The organism is Yersinia ruckeri ATCC 29473 (assembly GCF_000754815.1).
Lineage (GTDB): Bacteria > Pseudomonadota > Gammaproteobacteria > Enterobacterales > Enterobacteriaceae > Yersinia > Yersinia ruckeri.
On record NZ_KN150747.1, the window covers coordinates 235,971 to 249,958 of the forward strand.

Consider the following 13,988-nt stretch of genomic DNA (forward strand, 5'->3'; position numbering starts at 1 on the left):
AATTTGATGATAACTTACTTAATTCATGTTTCTAGTAAGTTTTTGGGAGAGCACAATGGATATTTTAAAGGTACCTTTTGGTCTTGATACTTACGGGAATTTAGTTTCTGTTGACAATATAGTTAAAGGTCAATCATATTTCTGCCCTGCTTGTAGTACTCAGCTGGTGTATAAATCAGGAGAAATTCGTGCAAAGCATTTTTCTCATCCTGCTGAATCTGGCTGTAGTCCTGAGTCAATCTTGCACAAGACAGCTAAGAGGTTAATAAAAAATGTTATCATCAGTAACTCAAATGAAACTAATGAAATTGAATTAGTTAATTATTGTCGTAGTTGTGGCGACGAATATGTAGTTCGTTTAAAAAAAGGGTTTTTCTCAGGAGCGGAAGAAGAAGTATCAATACCTCCTTATATTTGTGATATTGTTGGATTTAAAAATAATGAAATGAGACTTGCTATAGAGATTTTTGTTACTAATGAAGTAAATAGTGAAAAGGCAAAAGGACTAAAGTTATTTTGGATTGAACTTGATGCCCAGTCTGTAATTAATAATCCTTACTATTGGCGGCCGAAAAAAAGTAGACTTAAAGATGGCTTCTGTGATAGCTGTAATATAGAAATAAAACATATTCAAACAGTCGCTGATCATTATAGTATTAATCGAGATTTATATTCTCCCATTTCAGATTCTCGAGTTTTTTACTATATTGCCGGTGTTGAGGTATGTTTTAAATGTAAAAATGAGATTCCGGTTTTCTGGTGGCCTGGCGTCCCATTTTCTTCTGATGAGCCTTTATTACCGAGACCGCATACTATTAAATTAATTTATTCTAAAAAATTTCATGGCTCTTATTGGGCCAATACATGCGCTTATTGTAATTCTACACAAGGGGATAATTATTTGTTCATTTTAAATGGGGCCATATTCGGAAAGTTTCCATTATGTTATGAAAATATTCCTAATAACAATAATATTGAAACTCAAACATCCAATTCTATATCTACTGTTATGAAACGATTGATAGATAAAAACATTGGCTGGCTTGATGATTAAGTTGTGTTAATAAATAAAATGTTAGTATATTTTTTTATACTTTAACCTAAATTTTATCTTATAATTATAGTACTGCATATTCTATTTTAATTAATAATAACCAGAGATGTTTATAGGCTCAGATAAGAAGAACTCTAAATGTGAATGATACGATTATGCGGGATAACTACAGTTTTACTTCATTCGCTTCTACCGCATAACGTCCATAACTTTGTTTCTGCTCTTCAGTCAAAAAAATCGATAGGCATTTAGCACTCCTTGCATAATTATGACGTTGGTCTATTTTTAATTATCTCAAATGTTATAAGTTTTAAGACTACCCAAAACGGCACTAAACATGAGTATAAACCATCCATCAGAAACTGACGGTACAAATTACTGAGCTTAAATGTGTAGGCGTCAGAGATGTCCGGATTTTTTCCGACATAATGTCGGGAGCCACATATGAACGTGAAGGCTTACAACGATTACTTGCCCGTGCAGAAAAGGATGACATCATTATTTGTACCAAAATGGACCGGCTTGGGCGCAATACCGCAGACATGATCTACATTGTTGGTGCTTGTTATAAAAAAGGTATAGCCCCATTCGTTTTCTGGAGAACGGGTTAAGTACTGAAGGAACAAAGGAGAAAATGGTGATTCAAATTTTGGCTGCCGTTGCAGAAGCAGAACGAGAACGTATACTGGAACGCACTAATGATGGCAGAATTGTAGCTATGGAATTAGGTGTCAAATTTGGGCGAAAACCACACTCTAAATCAGCATTTTTCTGGCAACTTATCAATCAAAACCAATCAGAAAAAATAGCACTAGAAAGAACTCGGGCTTCACGAGCAACGTATTTTCGGTTAAAGAAATTAGAAACAAAGCAGAAAACATCAGAAATAGAATATTAAATTAACCTTGATTGACAACTACCTATTTGAATAAAAGAATAGGTAATACAAAACGAATTATGATAGGGAATTAAAATCTATGGAAAAAATAAATATACTTAAAGAAATTCGCGAGCTAAAAAGTCAACTATCTTATGCTAAAAATATTGGCTTTTTTATGGGGGCCGGTACTTCCTGTGCTTTGGGCTTGCCAAACATAGCTCAATTAACTGTTCAAGTCGAAAAAGCATTAATAGAGCCATTATCAGATCTTTTTAATATTATTAAAACTGACTTATCGAAACCTGACGAGACGATTAGTATCGAAGATATTCTTAACCAGATAAGACGAATTCGTGAAATTACGGAAGAGAGAGCTGATAGGGCGTTTCTTGGCGTTACTGGCACGAATGCACGTGATCTGGATGTGGAAATTTGCAGAAATATTTATAATCTAATCACTGAGAAGGAAGCTAGCGCTGATCTGACTGCACCAAAGAAATTTTTCGCATGGTTAAATATGCAAAACAGAGATTTTTCAAAAGAAATTTTTACTACAAATTATGACCTGATAATAGAAAAATCTCTTGAAGCAATTCGCGCACCATATTTTGATGGTTTTGTTGGCTCTTATGAGCCTTTTTTTTGGCAAGAAAGTGTCGAAACACTTGTTCGTAGAAACGATCTAACTCAGAACTGGATTCGATTATGGAAGATACATGGTTCCCTTAGCTGGTTTTGGAAAAAAAGAGAAAATCTAAAATCTCATAAAGTTATACGCCTTGGGAAAATAGATAAAATTGAAGAAGAGAAAAATGAAATAGTCATTTATCCATCAAAAGAGAAATATGACTTATCTCGTAGGCAACCCTTTTTAGTTTACTTCGATCGACTTAAGAATTATTTATTAAGTGGTGAGCTTCTATTCATTTTCACCGGATATTCTTTTTTAGATCAGCAGGTAATCGCCCCATTTTTAACGGAGGCAATAAGTAGAATCAGGCCATACGCTGTATATGCTGCATCGGTGTGTAGCCATTCAACGCCATATTCGGACGTTCGTTATTATAAAACCATTGCCACTGAGTGGCATAGTTCTGCAATTCATCCAGTGATGTAAACAGGTACTGCCCCAGCAAGTCATAACGCACCGTCCGGTTATATCGCTCAATATAGGCATTCTGCTGAGGTTTGTCGGGCTGAATAAAACGAAGGGTTATATTCTGATGAACCGCCCATGACATCAGCATCTTGCCCGTATATTCCGGCCCGTTATCACACCGTATTGCTGTCGGTTTCCCTTTCCACTCAATGAGTTGTTCGAGCGTTCTGATTACCCGACTCGCGGGCAGGGAGAAATCCACCTCAATTGCCAGCGCTTCACGATTAAAGTCGTCAATAACATTCAGTAAACGGACTGAACGACCATCCGATAGCTGATCATGCATGAAGTCCATCGACCAGCATTCGTTTCTGTTTTCAGGCACTACCAGCGGTTCAGGTTTATCCCGTTTCAGTCGTTTCTTCGGCTTTATTCGCATGTTCAGCGACAACTCGCAGTAAATCCGGTATACCCTTTTGTGGTTGAACCGGAAGCCTTTGACATTACGCAGGTATAAAAAACACAGGCCAAATCCCCAGTTGCGCTGACTGTCAGTGATGCGGAGCAACCAGTCAGCAATGAGATCATTTTCTTCATTCAGATGAGGCTGATAGCGATAACAGCTTTCGCTGACAACAAACAACTGGCAGGCAAAACGCACACTGACGTTTCGGTTTCTGACCGCATCCTGTGCCATCTGCTTTCGACGCGATGGCGTCACCACTTTTTTGCCATGGCCTCCTGAATGATTTCGGCTTTGAGCCGTTCTTCAGCATACATTTTTTTGAGGCGACGGTTTTCGTCTTCCAGTTCTTTCAGACGGGTCATCATGGAGGCGTCCATACCGCCAAAACGAGAACGCCACTTATAGAAACTGGCATTGCTCATGCCATGCTCGCGGCACAGTTCGGTCACAGGTGTTCCGGCCTCGGCTTGCTTCAGGATGGACATGATCTGGCTGTCAGTAAAACGTGATTTTTTCATAGAGATCTCCCCGGTTCAGATTACGAGAAAATTCTACTTATAAATACACCGGTTTTTCGGGGGGATTACCAGCATATAAATGAAATTATTTTCAATTGTTTGAGGCAAAACAATAGGCTTAGTGTTGTTGTCTTTTTCTATGCAGATAGTGAAGTCAAAAAATTGCATTTACTCTCAGCTGGGTATCTAAATTTATCGGTATTCGGACCAACAACTGCGATTATAAACGGAACGTTAGGGAGTTGGGTTTTTGATCAATCTGAGCTAAAAAATAAAGAAAAAGGTGATGGTTTTTGGAATGCTGAGGAAGAAAGGTTCTTGCTGGGTGATTTTAATTATTTGGTTGAGTTCTTAGTTGGTAATTCTGGTCGAAGCAGCGAGATCGAGGTATCAATAAATGAAGAGTGACTCTACATATTTAGGCAAGGTTATTCGTGTTGACTCCAGTACTGTAGAGGTAGAGGTTTCATCAGAAATACCTTCCGCAGCTCCGATAATTAACGGTCGCCTGTATAAAATAGGCCAGATCGGCACATTTGTAAAAATGCCAATGGGAAATATTACTATCTACGCTATCGTTGCTGCGGTAAGTGACAGACCATTTGCAGAAAACAGTGATGACGAATATAGAATCAGCTCGAAATTCCTTTCAGTTCAGCTTATTGGTGAAAAAATAGGTGACAGTGAGTTTGAAAAAGGTGTGGGAACTTACCCTACAATAGGCGATGAGGTACACCTTGTAATTGAACACGATTTATTTGAAATTTATGGCGAAAAAGATGCCGGTTCCATTGAGGTTGGGAAACATTCTTCTTCTGAAAACTTAGGCGTTTATGTAGATACACATAATTTGATTCTACGCCATTGTGGAATTTTAGGCTCAACAGGAAGCGGGAAATCTAATACTACCGTAAGTATTTTGAAATCTATTTTACATGGCTATATTGGCTCAAGGATTATACTGGTAGATCCCCATGGGGAATATGCATCTGCATTTCCTGATGCCAAAGTACTTAGAATTAATGAAGTAGAATCCCCATTGGTAATACCATTTTGGCTTATGACATTTGAAGAGCTTGCCTATTTTCTTGTAGGTGCTGATTACCGTGATGAACAAAGAATAGAATATCGTTTACTGAGAGATCTTGTAACAAAACTTAAGAAAGAAAATCTAAATTTAAAATCTGGGATTGTTAATGAAAATCTTATTACAGCGGACTCACCCATTCCATTTAGTGCTAGGCGGCTATGGTATGAGATGAATTGGTTACTTAATGCATCATTTTCTTCTGCAAAGAAAGATGAACAAACTAGAGATACAGCAAATGAACTGGTTGCTGGGGATGCAGAAAAATTGACTCCGGCAACCTTTGAAGCATATGCAATGGGCAACATAGCCCCATATAAATCTCAACACGCAGAGTATTTTTCTTACGAAAAGAAATTACTTTCTCGACTCAGAGATACCCGATACGATTTTCTGTTCAATCCAGGTGATTACAAAACAGCAGATTCTAAAAAAGATTTGCATGATTTACTAACTGATTGGATCGGCTGTGAACAGCGATTAACAATACTAGATCTTAGCGGCGTACCATTTGAGGTGTTAGATATAACCATAGGCTTAATTACAAGATTTGTTTACGACAGCATGTTCTGGGGACGTAAAGAGTCATATACTGGTAAGCAAAGACCATTGCTCTTAGCATTCGAGGAAGCTCATACGTATCTAGGGAAAAATGATAAGAGTAATTATTCGAAAGCTGCTGTTGAAAAAATCTTTAAAGAGGGTAGAAAGTTTGGCGTAGGGGCGCTGGTAATTTCTCAACGCCCCTCAGAGCTGTCAGAGACTATACTTTCCCAAATTGGTACACTGATAGCTCTTAGGCTTACCAATTCAAGCGATCAATCTATAGTAAAATCATCAGCGCCTGATAATCTAAACAGTCTTATGGATCTTCTTGCATCTTTGCGTATAGGTGAAGCCGTTATCTCTGGTGAAGCTATAAAAATCCCATCACGAGTTCGGTTAAAATTGAACCACCCGAGACCAACCAGTGAAGATCCAAAATTAATTGAATGTTGGACAAAAATATTCCCTCAAGATGCAGATAATTATAAAGTCGTTGTAACTAAAATACGTGAGCAAAAAATATAATTAATGGAGAATAAAAATGGAACGAAGAAATGTCTCATCAAGCATGATTCGGAGTATTGGGTACGACGAGTCTATTTCTTTATTAGAGATTGAATTTAATAGTGGAGCGGTCTGGAACTACCATGATTTTCCGCTTGCGAGTTGGTATGAATTCGATGGAGCAGAATCACACGGTAAATTTTTTCGTAGCTCCATAAAGAATAATTATCGAGAGTCACAAGTAGGGTAACCTATGGGTGAACTGCCACCGAATCATATGGTATGACCAGTGGTAGTCACTATTTTATCTTATGCTGAATAGTAAAAATAACTATTAATCAATTGGTTATTTTATTTCCCTGTCATTTAGCGTAGGTTTTCGCCCCATTGGGCCTCAACCCCCCAATTCTACAGTTTCATTCTTTCAACTCTACTAATAACAGCCTATCGTGTGTAATTATTAGACAGTCTATTTCCATGGAGCCTTAGTTATGAGCTACGACTAAACCGGCATAAGCATGCCAACTATTCTGAAATTCACTTTATAGTGCTAGGTGGCTGAGATTGAAAGTTGTTCAGATATATCTTGTGGGTAGGGTCTTTATTCCATTGCTGTTGTAGTGGCTTTAGTGGGCAAACTTTATTGTCTGATTTTAACCTTACGGGCAAACTTTATTGTCGCTACACACAACTGTGCAGAGGCAATAAAATCAAGCCGTGTTGTCACAATGGCAGGAGATACAGCAGTTTCTATCCCGAAGAATAATCGCCATTTAATCAGTTTTAGCCACACTAATAGCGGTAAATGGCCTTGCTGAATAAAGCGAACTTTTGCCCGATTGTTGGACAAGTCATGGCGTCTGATTATGACGCCATGTTTACTGGCAGATATTAGGCTGCGGTAGCCAGTTTGGTGGCAAAACCAAGGAAAAGCAGGCCAACCAGTGAGTTGCCCAACTTGGCGAGACGTTTTTTCTCGCTCAGGAAGTGAGTTAATGCTGCGCCGGAGAAAATCAGCAATGACATATAGAAAAAGCTGATTAGTTCCAGAATCACCGCCAGTATCACAAAGGAGAGGCCGGTGTGAGCATAACTCTGGTCGATAAATTGCACAAAGAACGAAACATAAAACAGAATGGCCTTGGGATTAGTCAGGCTCAACGTTAGCGCTTTACGGAAAGTGTGTTGCGCTGCCTCGGTTGTTTCGCTCGCGCCTTTCTTCACCAGTGTGCTGTAGAGAATCTTAATCCCTAGATACAACAGGTAAATGGCCCCCAGCATCTTGACCAGCGTGAATAAAAACGGCGAAGAACGGATCAGTGACGCGATGCCGACATAAGCGAAAAATATCAGTATTGCATCGCCGATAAATACCGCAGATGCCGCTTTATAGCCTTCTTTGACGCCGCGGGTAATACCCGTTTTCAATACAAACAGGGTGTTTGGCCCCGGCACGATAATGATAAAAATGGCACCCAGGACGTAAGTCCAAAGATAGAGTACTCCATAACTCTCAAACACAACAACCTCATCATCAATTCACACTGTGAGTGACTATTTTGTCGGACGTTTAGTCCATTAAAAGCGAATGTATTCTACGCCTTTTCGTTCGCTTATGGCAGTCGAGTGTGATCCGTGTCATGTTTTTATTTCAGGAGAATATAAGGCAGCGATTGTGCGGAGATCGTCCACGATCGTGAGGCTAATGTAGCGGTGCATCCAAAAGCTATCGTCAACTTGGCCGCTATTTTTTATTTTGGCTCGATCACTCTGGCCATATAGGCAATATCCACATACTGACCATCGCGGAAGGCAAAGCGTTTACCGGTTCCCTCAGTTTCAAAACCAAATTTCTTATACAAGGCAATGGCTGCGGTATTAGCGATTTTTTTCGCCCAGATATCTTGGGTTGGAAGCGGGAGCTGAAGTGTATCGCGATAGACCTTCGGATGGGCATATAGCGGTTGTAGCGCCAAATAATCCGCAGGTTCTACCGAGCGTATATACACATTATTCATAAGGGCTATCCAGACGATTAATATTTGAATAACCTAACAAAATATCGATATATTCACTGTAGTCAATGATATTCGTGCTGATTAAAAATAATGCTTTACAGTTGAGAGTGATAATGATTATCATTGTCGTGCTTTCAGATGAGGCCACCAACTTTTAGGTGTTCACATGATGAAAGCACGACATTGCTCACATTGCTTCCAGTGTTTACTTAGCCAGCCGGGTGCTGGCTTTTTTTTTCTCTTCCCACACCACATTGTCTGCTTTATGGCTGTTTTTCTTCCTCGTCAGATCATTTTTTTTAGGTATTTTTCTTGGTCTAATTTTTTGAACAGAGAAGTGAGTTTTTTGCGCTTTCATATTTTCCTACGGCATCTAGACTAAAGAAAACGTTGAGGAGAATTGAATATGATTTATCTACGCAAAGCAGAAGAACGTGGTCACGCTAATCACGGCTGGTTAGATAGCTGGCATACCTTCTCATTCGCTGATTATTACGATGCCAATTTTATGGGATTTTCGGCACTGCGGGTGATTAACGAAGATGTTATCGATCCCGGCCAGGGTTTCGGTACCCATCCCCATAAAGATATGGAAATTTTAACCTATGTATTGTCTGGCACCGTGGAACATCAGGACAGCATGGGCAATAAAGAACAAATCCATGCGGGTGAGTTCCAGATAATGAGTGCCGGGACGGGTATACGTCATTCCGAATACAATGGCCGTGACGATCAGCCGCTGCACCTTTATCAAATCTGGATTATTCCAGAGACAAAGGGCTTAGCGCCGCGTTATGAACAGAAGATGTTCGATAAACCACAGGGGCGTCAGTGGGTGCTGTCGCCAGATGCTCGCGAAGGCTCGCTGAAAGTATTCCAGGACATGACGTTGTCGCGCTGGGCGCTGAAAAAAGAGGAACAGTCGATCTACCCGATTCAGGCGGAACGTCGTATCTGGATTCAGGTTGTGCGTGGAAAAGTGTCTATTAATGGTCATCATGCCAGTACCAGCGACGCATTCGCCATTTGGGATGAAACGGCGCTGTCGGTTCATGCCGATGAAGACAGTGAAATATTATTGTTTGATCTGCCGCCGGTGTAAAAGTGTGTTTGACCGAGTCATGTTGTCGGTGATTTTGACCTGAGTAGCCTATCAGGCTCATTTCTCGGCTAAAAAGGGTATGCGCATCGCGTTATACCCTTTTTTTTGTTAAAATCCCCGGCCAACCCTCTTGTGCCAGTTCATTGATAATGAAGAAAAAAAGGCCAGTGCTTCAAGATGTTGCCGATATGGTGGGCGTCACTAAAATGACGGTCAGCCGCTATTTGCGTAATCCGCAGCAGGTTTCCGCTGTTTTGCAGGGGAAAATTGCGCTGGCATTGGATGAACTGGGCTACATCCCCAATCGGGCTCCCGATATTTTGTCGAATGCCACCAGCATGGCAATCGGCGTGCTATTGCCTTCATTAACCAACCAAGTTTTCGCCGAGGTCTTACGTGGCATTGAGAGTGTAACCGATGCGCACGGTTATCAAACCATGTTGGCCCATTATGGTTACCAGAAAGCGTTGGAAGAACAGCGGCTGACTTCACTGCTCTCCTATAATATCGATGGTTTAATTCTTTCTGAACGGGATCATACTCCGCGGACTTTGCAGATGATTCAGATTGCTGGAATCCCGGTTATTGAGTTGATGGACTGCATCTCTCCCTGTATTGATTTAGCCGTTGGTTTTAATAATTTTGAAGCTGCCCGCCAGATGACGCAGCAGATCATTGCACGAGGTCACCGTCACGTCGTTTATTTTGGCGCGCGTCAGGATGAGCGGACGGTGATTAAGCAGCAAGGTTATGAGCAAGCAATGCGCGAATCCGGTTTAGAACCGGTGAGTGTCATGACCCGCCGTTCATCTTCCTACTCTGCCGGTGGTGAACTATTGCGTGAAGCGCAGATTAGCTATCCGCAGATTGACAGTATTTTTTGTACCAATGATGATTTGGCGATCGGCGCATTTTTTGAATGCCAGCGTCAGGGGCTGTCAATTCCGCAGGACATGGCGATTGCGGGTTTCCATGGTCACGATATCGGTCAGTCGATGGTTCCCCGTTTGGCCAGTGTACTGACACCGCGCGAAAGAATGGGGCAAATTGGGGCAGAACGGCTAATAGCCAAACTGCGTGGCGAGTCGGTTCACCCCAAAATGGTGGATGTCGGATTTACTATTCTACCCGGTGGTAGCATCTGAACGCTGGCCGCTTCTGTGTTAAAGAAATACCCCCAATCTTACGATAAAGGGGGATTTTAGACTGCTGACAAACCTCGCTCCTGCGATCTGCCGGTTTTCACCGCGGCGAGCACTTTGTCATTAACCTCATTTCTGTGTTGATCTTGGCGGGCAACGCTGGCGCTAAATTACCATTGCCAATAACAGGCAGCCGATCAGTCCACATAGCGAAATAATGGTTTCCAACACTGACCAGGATTTAACGGTTTCCATAATGGTCAGGTTGAAATACTCCTTGAACAACCAAAAGCCAGGATCGTTCACGTGAGAGAAAATCACGCTACCGGAACCGACGGCGATCACCATTAATTCAGGGCTGACACCGGTAGTGGCAATTAGCGGTGCCACAATACCGCCCGCAGTAATCGCCGCCACTGTGGCCGAGCCAAGCGCAATACGCAGCAAGGCGGCAATCGACCACGCCATCAGAATCGGTGAAACGCCACTACCATTCATTATCCCAGCAATATATTGTTCAATACCGCTATCGACCAACACCTGCTTGAAGGCACCGCCACCACCGATAACCAAGAGCATCATGGCGATAATCTTGATGGAATCCGTCACGGTCTCCATCACTGACTCCATTGAACGCCCACGGTTAAGACCAAAGGTGAAAATGGCAATTAACACGGCGATCAAGGTAGCGATAACCGGATCGCCGAAGAATTCAGCGAAAGCCAGCATCGGGTGGCCTTTCGGCAGAATCATTTCGGCCACCGCCCGCAGCGCCATCAGAATAACCGGCACCAATGCCGTGCTGACGCTAACGCCAAAACTTGGCATCTCTGCATCGGTAAAGGTTTTTGGGTTATACAAACCCTCAGGAACCGGTTTATCAATCCCTTTCAGGAACCGCGCATAAACCGGCCCCGCCAGAATGACGGTAGGAATGGCCAGCAAAGTCCCGTACAACAGCGTCTTGCCCATATCCGCATGGAAAATAGTCGCAATGGCCGTAGGACCAGGATGCGGCGGCAAAAAACCGTGAGTCACCGACAACGCAGCAGCCATCGGTACCCCAACATACAGCAAGGGAATGCGAGCAGAAGCCGCGATACTGAAGACCAGCGGGAGTAACAGCACGAAACCGACTTCATAAAAGAGAGCAAAACCCACAGTAAAACCGGTCAATAGCACCGCCCACTGAATATGTTTTTTGCCGAACTTATCGATCAACGTCGTAGCTATGCGTTGAGCGCCACCACAATCCGCCAACAGTTTGCCCAGCATGGCACCAAAGCCCATAATCAAAGCCAAACTACCCAGCGTACCCCCCACCCCAGCTTTAATAGACCCCACCACTTTATCGATCGGCATTCCCTGCATAATACCGACCGCCAGCGCGACCAATATCAGCGAAATAAAGCCGTTCAGTTTGAAGCGGATCATCAGTAACAGCAGCATGGCAACGCCAACCGCGACAATGACTAATGGCATAGCATTTCTCCAATATATTTATCGCTTTTAGTTATAATTTATATACCCTGCATCTTTCCCGCCGCAGCTGTGTTGGCTGCTTTTGCTCACCCCAGTCACTTAGTGGACTAAGCTCCTGGGAATTCGCGCCATTGCCGCCTTGCTGCAACGCGAAATCTATTGGGTATTGCCCTGCATCTTTCCCGCCGCAGCTGTGTTGGCTGCTTTTGCTCACCCCAGTCACTTAGTGGACTAAGCTCCTGGGGATCCGCGCCATTGCTGCCTTGCTGCAACGCGAAATCTATTGGGTATTGCCCTGCATCTTTCCCGCCGCAGCTGTGTTGGCTGCTTTTGCTCACCCCAGTCACTTAGTGGACTAAGCTCCTGGGGATCCGCGCCATTGCCGCCTTGCTGCAACGCGAAATTGGCTGGATATAGTGCTGATCCAGCACAGGCTACGGGACCCGCAGCATGGTTTTATTATTACGCTCAGACATGAGTGCAGGCTGGCGTGATGGCGCGATTGAGTACAAAAATTGATGTTCTTCCCTTTGTGATAACCGTCACATCTCCATTTGTTACCGGTATCATGATACCGGTAACATGATAAAATACGGAACCGTCGAACAGGGTAAATTCCCATTCTGAGATAGAGATCAAACTTATGGCAGGACAGAGCATCATTGTGATGGGCGTATCGGGCAGCGGTAAAACGACGGTTGGTGAAGCCGTTGCTCGTGAAATTCACGCCAAGTTTATTGACGGTGATGATTTGCATCCTCGGGCCAATATCCAAAAAATGGCCAGCGGGCATCCTCTGAATGATGAAGATCGCATGCCATGGCTGGAACGTTTGAATGACGTGGCCTTCAGTCTGAACCACAAAAATGAAACTGGGATTATTGTCTGTTCTGCGCTCAAGCGTCGTTACCGCGATCGTTTACGCGCAGGCAATGAAGAGATGGTTTTTCTGTATCTGAAAGGGAGTTTTGACGTGATCATGCAGCGTTTAAAAGCTCGTGCCGGCCATTTTATGCCGACAGAATTACTGAAAAGCCAGTTTGAAGCGCTGGAAGAACCACCGGTAGACGAGAAAGGTGTCATTTTCGTGGATATCGATGCCGATATTGATGAAGTGGTACGACGCTGCGTTGCAGCACTGGATAAAACGGAGTGAGTGTCGCACCAAGTGCCAATACTGACCCTTCAGACTGCTGACAAACCTCGATCCAGCGATCTGCCGGTTTCACCGCGGCGAGCACTTTGTTATTAACCTCAAGGGCCAATACCGGCCCTTTTGCATTATTTTTCGCTTTTTGGCTGAACAATCACGCCATGAGATAAGCTCTGACGCCGTCCAAAAACATCTGCGTAGAAAGCATCACCAAAATCAATCCCATTAGACGCTCTAACGCGCTAACACCTTTATCTCCCAACAACCGTAAGAACAAGCCTGACATTAGCAGGATCACCGCAGACAAACCCCAGGCAATCAGCAACGCCAGCACCAAATGGCTCATGCGGTTCGGGTATTGATGAGAAAGTAGCATCAGCGTAGCCAAAATTGATGGGCCAGCCATCAGTGGGATTGCCAGTGGCACCAGGAAAGGTTCCTCGCCAGCAGAAAGGCCGGTGGAGTTACCTTCATGGGATGGAAAAATCATCTTAATCGCGATCAGGAACAGGATGATACCGCCGGAAATAGACACAGTTTCGGTGCGCAAATTCAGAAACTCTAGAATCTTCTCCCCAGCAAAAAGGAAAATAAGCATTAATATTAAAGAGATAAGTAACTCTCTAATCAATACGACCCGTCGCCTTTTCGGTTCCAGGTGCTTGAGAACCGACATAAAGATAGGCAGGTTGCCTAAGGGATCCATAATCAAAAACAGCAACACGGTTGCTGCAATCATTTCTGTCATTGTGACCTCAACGAACAAAGAAACTCTGGTATATCAAACCAGATAAGCTCAGACATTAGGAGGATTACTGGGAATTCCTCCGGTATCGAATAAATTAACTTGCCACTTTTTACATATTTTGTAAGGTGGTATCAGGTCTTTCTTAGTTAGTCTGCCATGCCTTGCGGGCGTGCAGCGCCACAAGACAGG

At 43.1% G+C, this 13,988-nt stretch carries 16 protein-coding genes and 1 pseudogene; 10 read left to right on the top strand and 7 right to left on the bottom strand.

Annotated features, from left to right (window positions below):
- Window positions 1–55 precede the first annotated feature (55 nt).
- The 4 genes and pseudogenes from DJ39_RS00980 to DJ39_RS18195 form a co-directional block, all read left to right on the top strand.
- Window positions 56–1,054, top strand: coding sequence for a competence protein CoiA family protein (locus DJ39_RS00980; protein ID WP_038251097.1), 999 nt, complete (start codon window positions 56–58; stop codon window positions 1,052–1,054).
- Window positions 1,055–1,428: 374 nt separating this feature from the next.
- Entirely contained in the window at window positions 1,429–1,665 is a 237-nt protein-coding gene (locus DJ39_RS18305; protein ID WP_329955086.1) for a recombinase family protein, read from the top strand.
- A gap of 23 nt (window positions 1,666–1,688) precedes the next feature.
- The gene (locus tag DJ39_RS18310; RefSeq protein WP_004723371.1) at window positions 1,689–1,952 is read left to right on the top strand and encodes a hypothetical protein; all 264 of its coding nucleotides are present in this window, start codon (window positions 1,689–1,691) and stop codon (window positions 1,950–1,952) included.
- Between the two features lie 499 nt (window positions 1,953–2,451).
- Window positions 2,452–2,877, top strand: a pseudogene (locus DJ39_RS18195) (SIR2 family protein); the annotation flags it as partial.
- 52 nt (window positions 2,878–2,929) lie between these two features.
- On the opposite strand, the gene DJ39_RS00990 reads toward DJ39_RS18195, so the two are convergent.
- Window positions 2,930–4,017, bottom strand: a protein-coding gene (locus DJ39_RS00990; RefSeq protein WP_115369940.1) for an IS3 family transposase whose coding sequence is annotated in 2 segments (ribosomal slippage) — window positions 2,930–3,765 and window positions 3,765–4,017 — 1,089 coding nt in all. Because the reading frame shifts where the segments join, the coding sequence is not laid out codon by codon here.
- A gap of 99 nt (window positions 4,018–4,116) precedes the next feature.
- Here DJ39_RS00990 and DJ39_RS01000 point away from each other — a divergent pair.
- Genes DJ39_RS01000 through DJ39_RS18405 form a run of 3 tightly spaced genes read left to right on the top strand, consistent with a single transcriptional unit; the run spans window position 4,117 to window position 6,404 of the window.
- Complete coding sequence (locus DJ39_RS01000) at window positions 4,117–4,425, top strand: hypothetical protein (protein ID WP_038251099.1); 309 nt, start codon at window positions 4,117–4,119, stop codon at window positions 4,423–4,425.
- The gene (locus DJ39_RS01005; RefSeq protein ID WP_038251101.1) at window positions 4,415–6,175 is read left to right on the top strand and encodes an ATP-binding protein; all 1,761 of its coding nucleotides are present in this window, start codon (window positions 4,415–4,417) and stop codon (window positions 6,173–6,175) included. The genes DJ39_RS01000 and DJ39_RS01005 overlap by 11 nt, the downstream gene beginning before the upstream one ends.
- Window positions 6,176–6,218: 43 nt before the next feature.
- Window positions 6,219–6,404 carry a KTSC domain-containing protein gene (locus DJ39_RS18405; RefSeq protein ID WP_366663855.1) on the top strand — a complete coding sequence of 62 codons (186 nt, stop codon included), beginning with the start codon at window positions 6,219–6,221 and terminating at the stop codon, window positions 6,402–6,404.
- Between the two features lie 390 nt (window positions 6,405–6,794).
- Here the strand turns inward: DJ39_RS18405 and DJ39_RS17810 are convergent, their stop codons facing one another.
- The 4 genes from DJ39_RS17810 to DJ39_RS17815 form a co-directional block, all read right to left on the bottom strand.
- A complete protein-coding gene (locus tag DJ39_RS17810; protein ID WP_004723340.1) occupies window positions 6,795–7,004 on the bottom strand; it encodes a hypothetical protein in 210 nt (69 codons plus the stop codon).
- Between the two features lie 41 nt (window positions 7,005–7,045).
- A complete protein-coding gene (gene leuE, locus DJ39_RS01015; protein ID WP_004723339.1) occupies window positions 7,046–7,675 on the bottom strand; it encodes a leucine efflux protein LeuE in 630 nt (209 codons plus the stop codon).
- A gap of 230 nt (window positions 7,676–7,905) precedes the next feature.
- Window positions 7,906–8,172, bottom strand: coding sequence for a GNAT family protein (locus DJ39_RS01020; protein WP_038242884.1), 267 nt, complete (start codon window positions 8,170–8,172; stop codon window positions 7,906–7,908).
- A 205-nt stretch (window positions 8,173–8,377) separates the two neighbouring features.
- Window positions 8,378–8,530, bottom strand: a complete 153-nt coding sequence (locus DJ39_RS17815; protein ID WP_004723336.1) for a hypothetical protein — start codon at window positions 8,528–8,530, stop codon at window positions 8,378–8,380.
- A gap of 48 nt (window positions 8,531–8,578) precedes the next feature.
- Between DJ39_RS17815 and DJ39_RS01025 the strand changes: the two genes are divergently transcribed.
- Window positions 8,579–9,274, top strand: coding sequence for a pirin family protein (locus DJ39_RS01025; protein ID WP_004723335.1), 696 nt, complete (start codon window positions 8,579–8,581; stop codon window positions 9,272–9,274).
- Window positions 9,275–9,423: 149 nt separating this feature from the next.
- A complete protein-coding gene (gene gntR / locus DJ39_RS01030) occupies window positions 9,424–10,419 on the top strand; it encodes a gluconate operon transcriptional repressor GntR (protein WP_004723334.1) in 996 nt (331 codons plus the stop codon).
- A 162-nt stretch (window positions 10,420–10,581) separates the two neighbouring features.
- Here gntR and gntT read toward each other — a convergent pair whose 3' ends face one another.
- The gene (gene gntT / locus DJ39_RS01035) at window positions 10,582–11,898 is read right to left on the bottom strand and encodes a gluconate transporter (RefSeq protein WP_004723333.1); all 1,317 of its coding nucleotides are present in this window, start codon (window positions 11,896–11,898) and stop codon (window positions 10,582–10,584) included.
- A 643-nt stretch (window positions 11,899–12,541) separates the two neighbouring features.
- Here gntT and DJ39_RS01045 point away from each other — a divergent pair.
- A complete protein-coding gene (locus tag DJ39_RS01045) occupies window positions 12,542–13,054 on the top strand; it encodes a gluconokinase (RefSeq protein WP_004718382.1) in 513 nt (170 codons plus the stop codon).
- A gap of 151 nt (window positions 13,055–13,205) precedes the next feature.
- On the opposite strand, the gene DJ39_RS01050 is transcribed toward DJ39_RS01045, so the two are convergent.
- Window positions 13,206–13,799 carry a YhgN family NAAT transporter gene (locus DJ39_RS01050; protein WP_004718383.1) on the bottom strand — a complete coding sequence of 198 codons (594 nt, stop codon included), beginning with the start codon at window positions 13,797–13,799 and terminating at the stop codon, window positions 13,206–13,208.
- Window positions 13,800–13,988: the final 189 nt, after the last annotated feature.

What these genes read in the sequence shown, in the direction of transcription:
- gntR (WP_004723334.1), top strand. Translation starts at nt 9,424, where the DNA reads ATGAAGAAAAAAAGGCCAGTGCTTCAAGATGTTGCCGATATGGTGGGC.
- gntT (WP_004723333.1), bottom strand. Translation starts at nt 11,898, where the DNA reads ATGCCATTAGTCATTGTCGCGGTTGGCGTTGCCATGCTGCTGTTACTG.
- DJ39_RS01045 (WP_004718382.1), top strand. Translation starts at nt 12,542, where the DNA reads ATGGCAGGACAGAGCATCATTGTGATGGGCGTATCGGGCAGCGGTAAA.
- DJ39_RS01025 (WP_004723335.1), top strand. Translation starts at nt 8,579, where the DNA reads ATGATTTATCTACGCAAAGCAGAAGAACGTGGTCACGCTAATCACGGC.
- DJ39_RS17815 (WP_004723336.1), bottom strand. Translation starts at nt 8,530, where the DNA reads ATGAAAGCGCAAAAAACTCACTTCTCTGTTCAAAAAATTAGACCAAGA.
- DJ39_RS18405 (WP_366663855.1), top strand. Translation starts at nt 6,219, where the DNA reads ATGATTCGGAGTATTGGGTACGACGAGTCTATTTCTTTATTAGAGATT.
- DJ39_RS00980 (WP_038251097.1), top strand. Translation starts at nt 56, where the DNA reads ATGGATATTTTAAAGGTACCTTTTGGTCTTGATACTTACGGGAATTTA.
- DJ39_RS01005 (WP_038251101.1), top strand. Translation starts at nt 4,415, where the DNA reads ATGAAGAGTGACTCTACATATTTAGGCAAGGTTATTCGTGTTGACTCC.
- DJ39_RS18310 (WP_004723371.1), top strand. Translation starts at nt 1,689, where the DNA reads ATGGTGATTCAAATTTTGGCTGCCGTTGCAGAAGCAGAACGAGAACGT.
- DJ39_RS01020 (WP_038242884.1), bottom strand. Translation starts at nt 8,172, where the DNA reads ATGAATAATGTGTATATACGCTCGGTAGAACCTGCGGATTATTTGGCG.
- DJ39_RS01050 (WP_004718383.1), bottom strand. Translation starts at nt 13,799, where the DNA reads ATGACAGAAATGATTGCAGCAACCGTGTTGCTGTTTTTGATTATGGAT.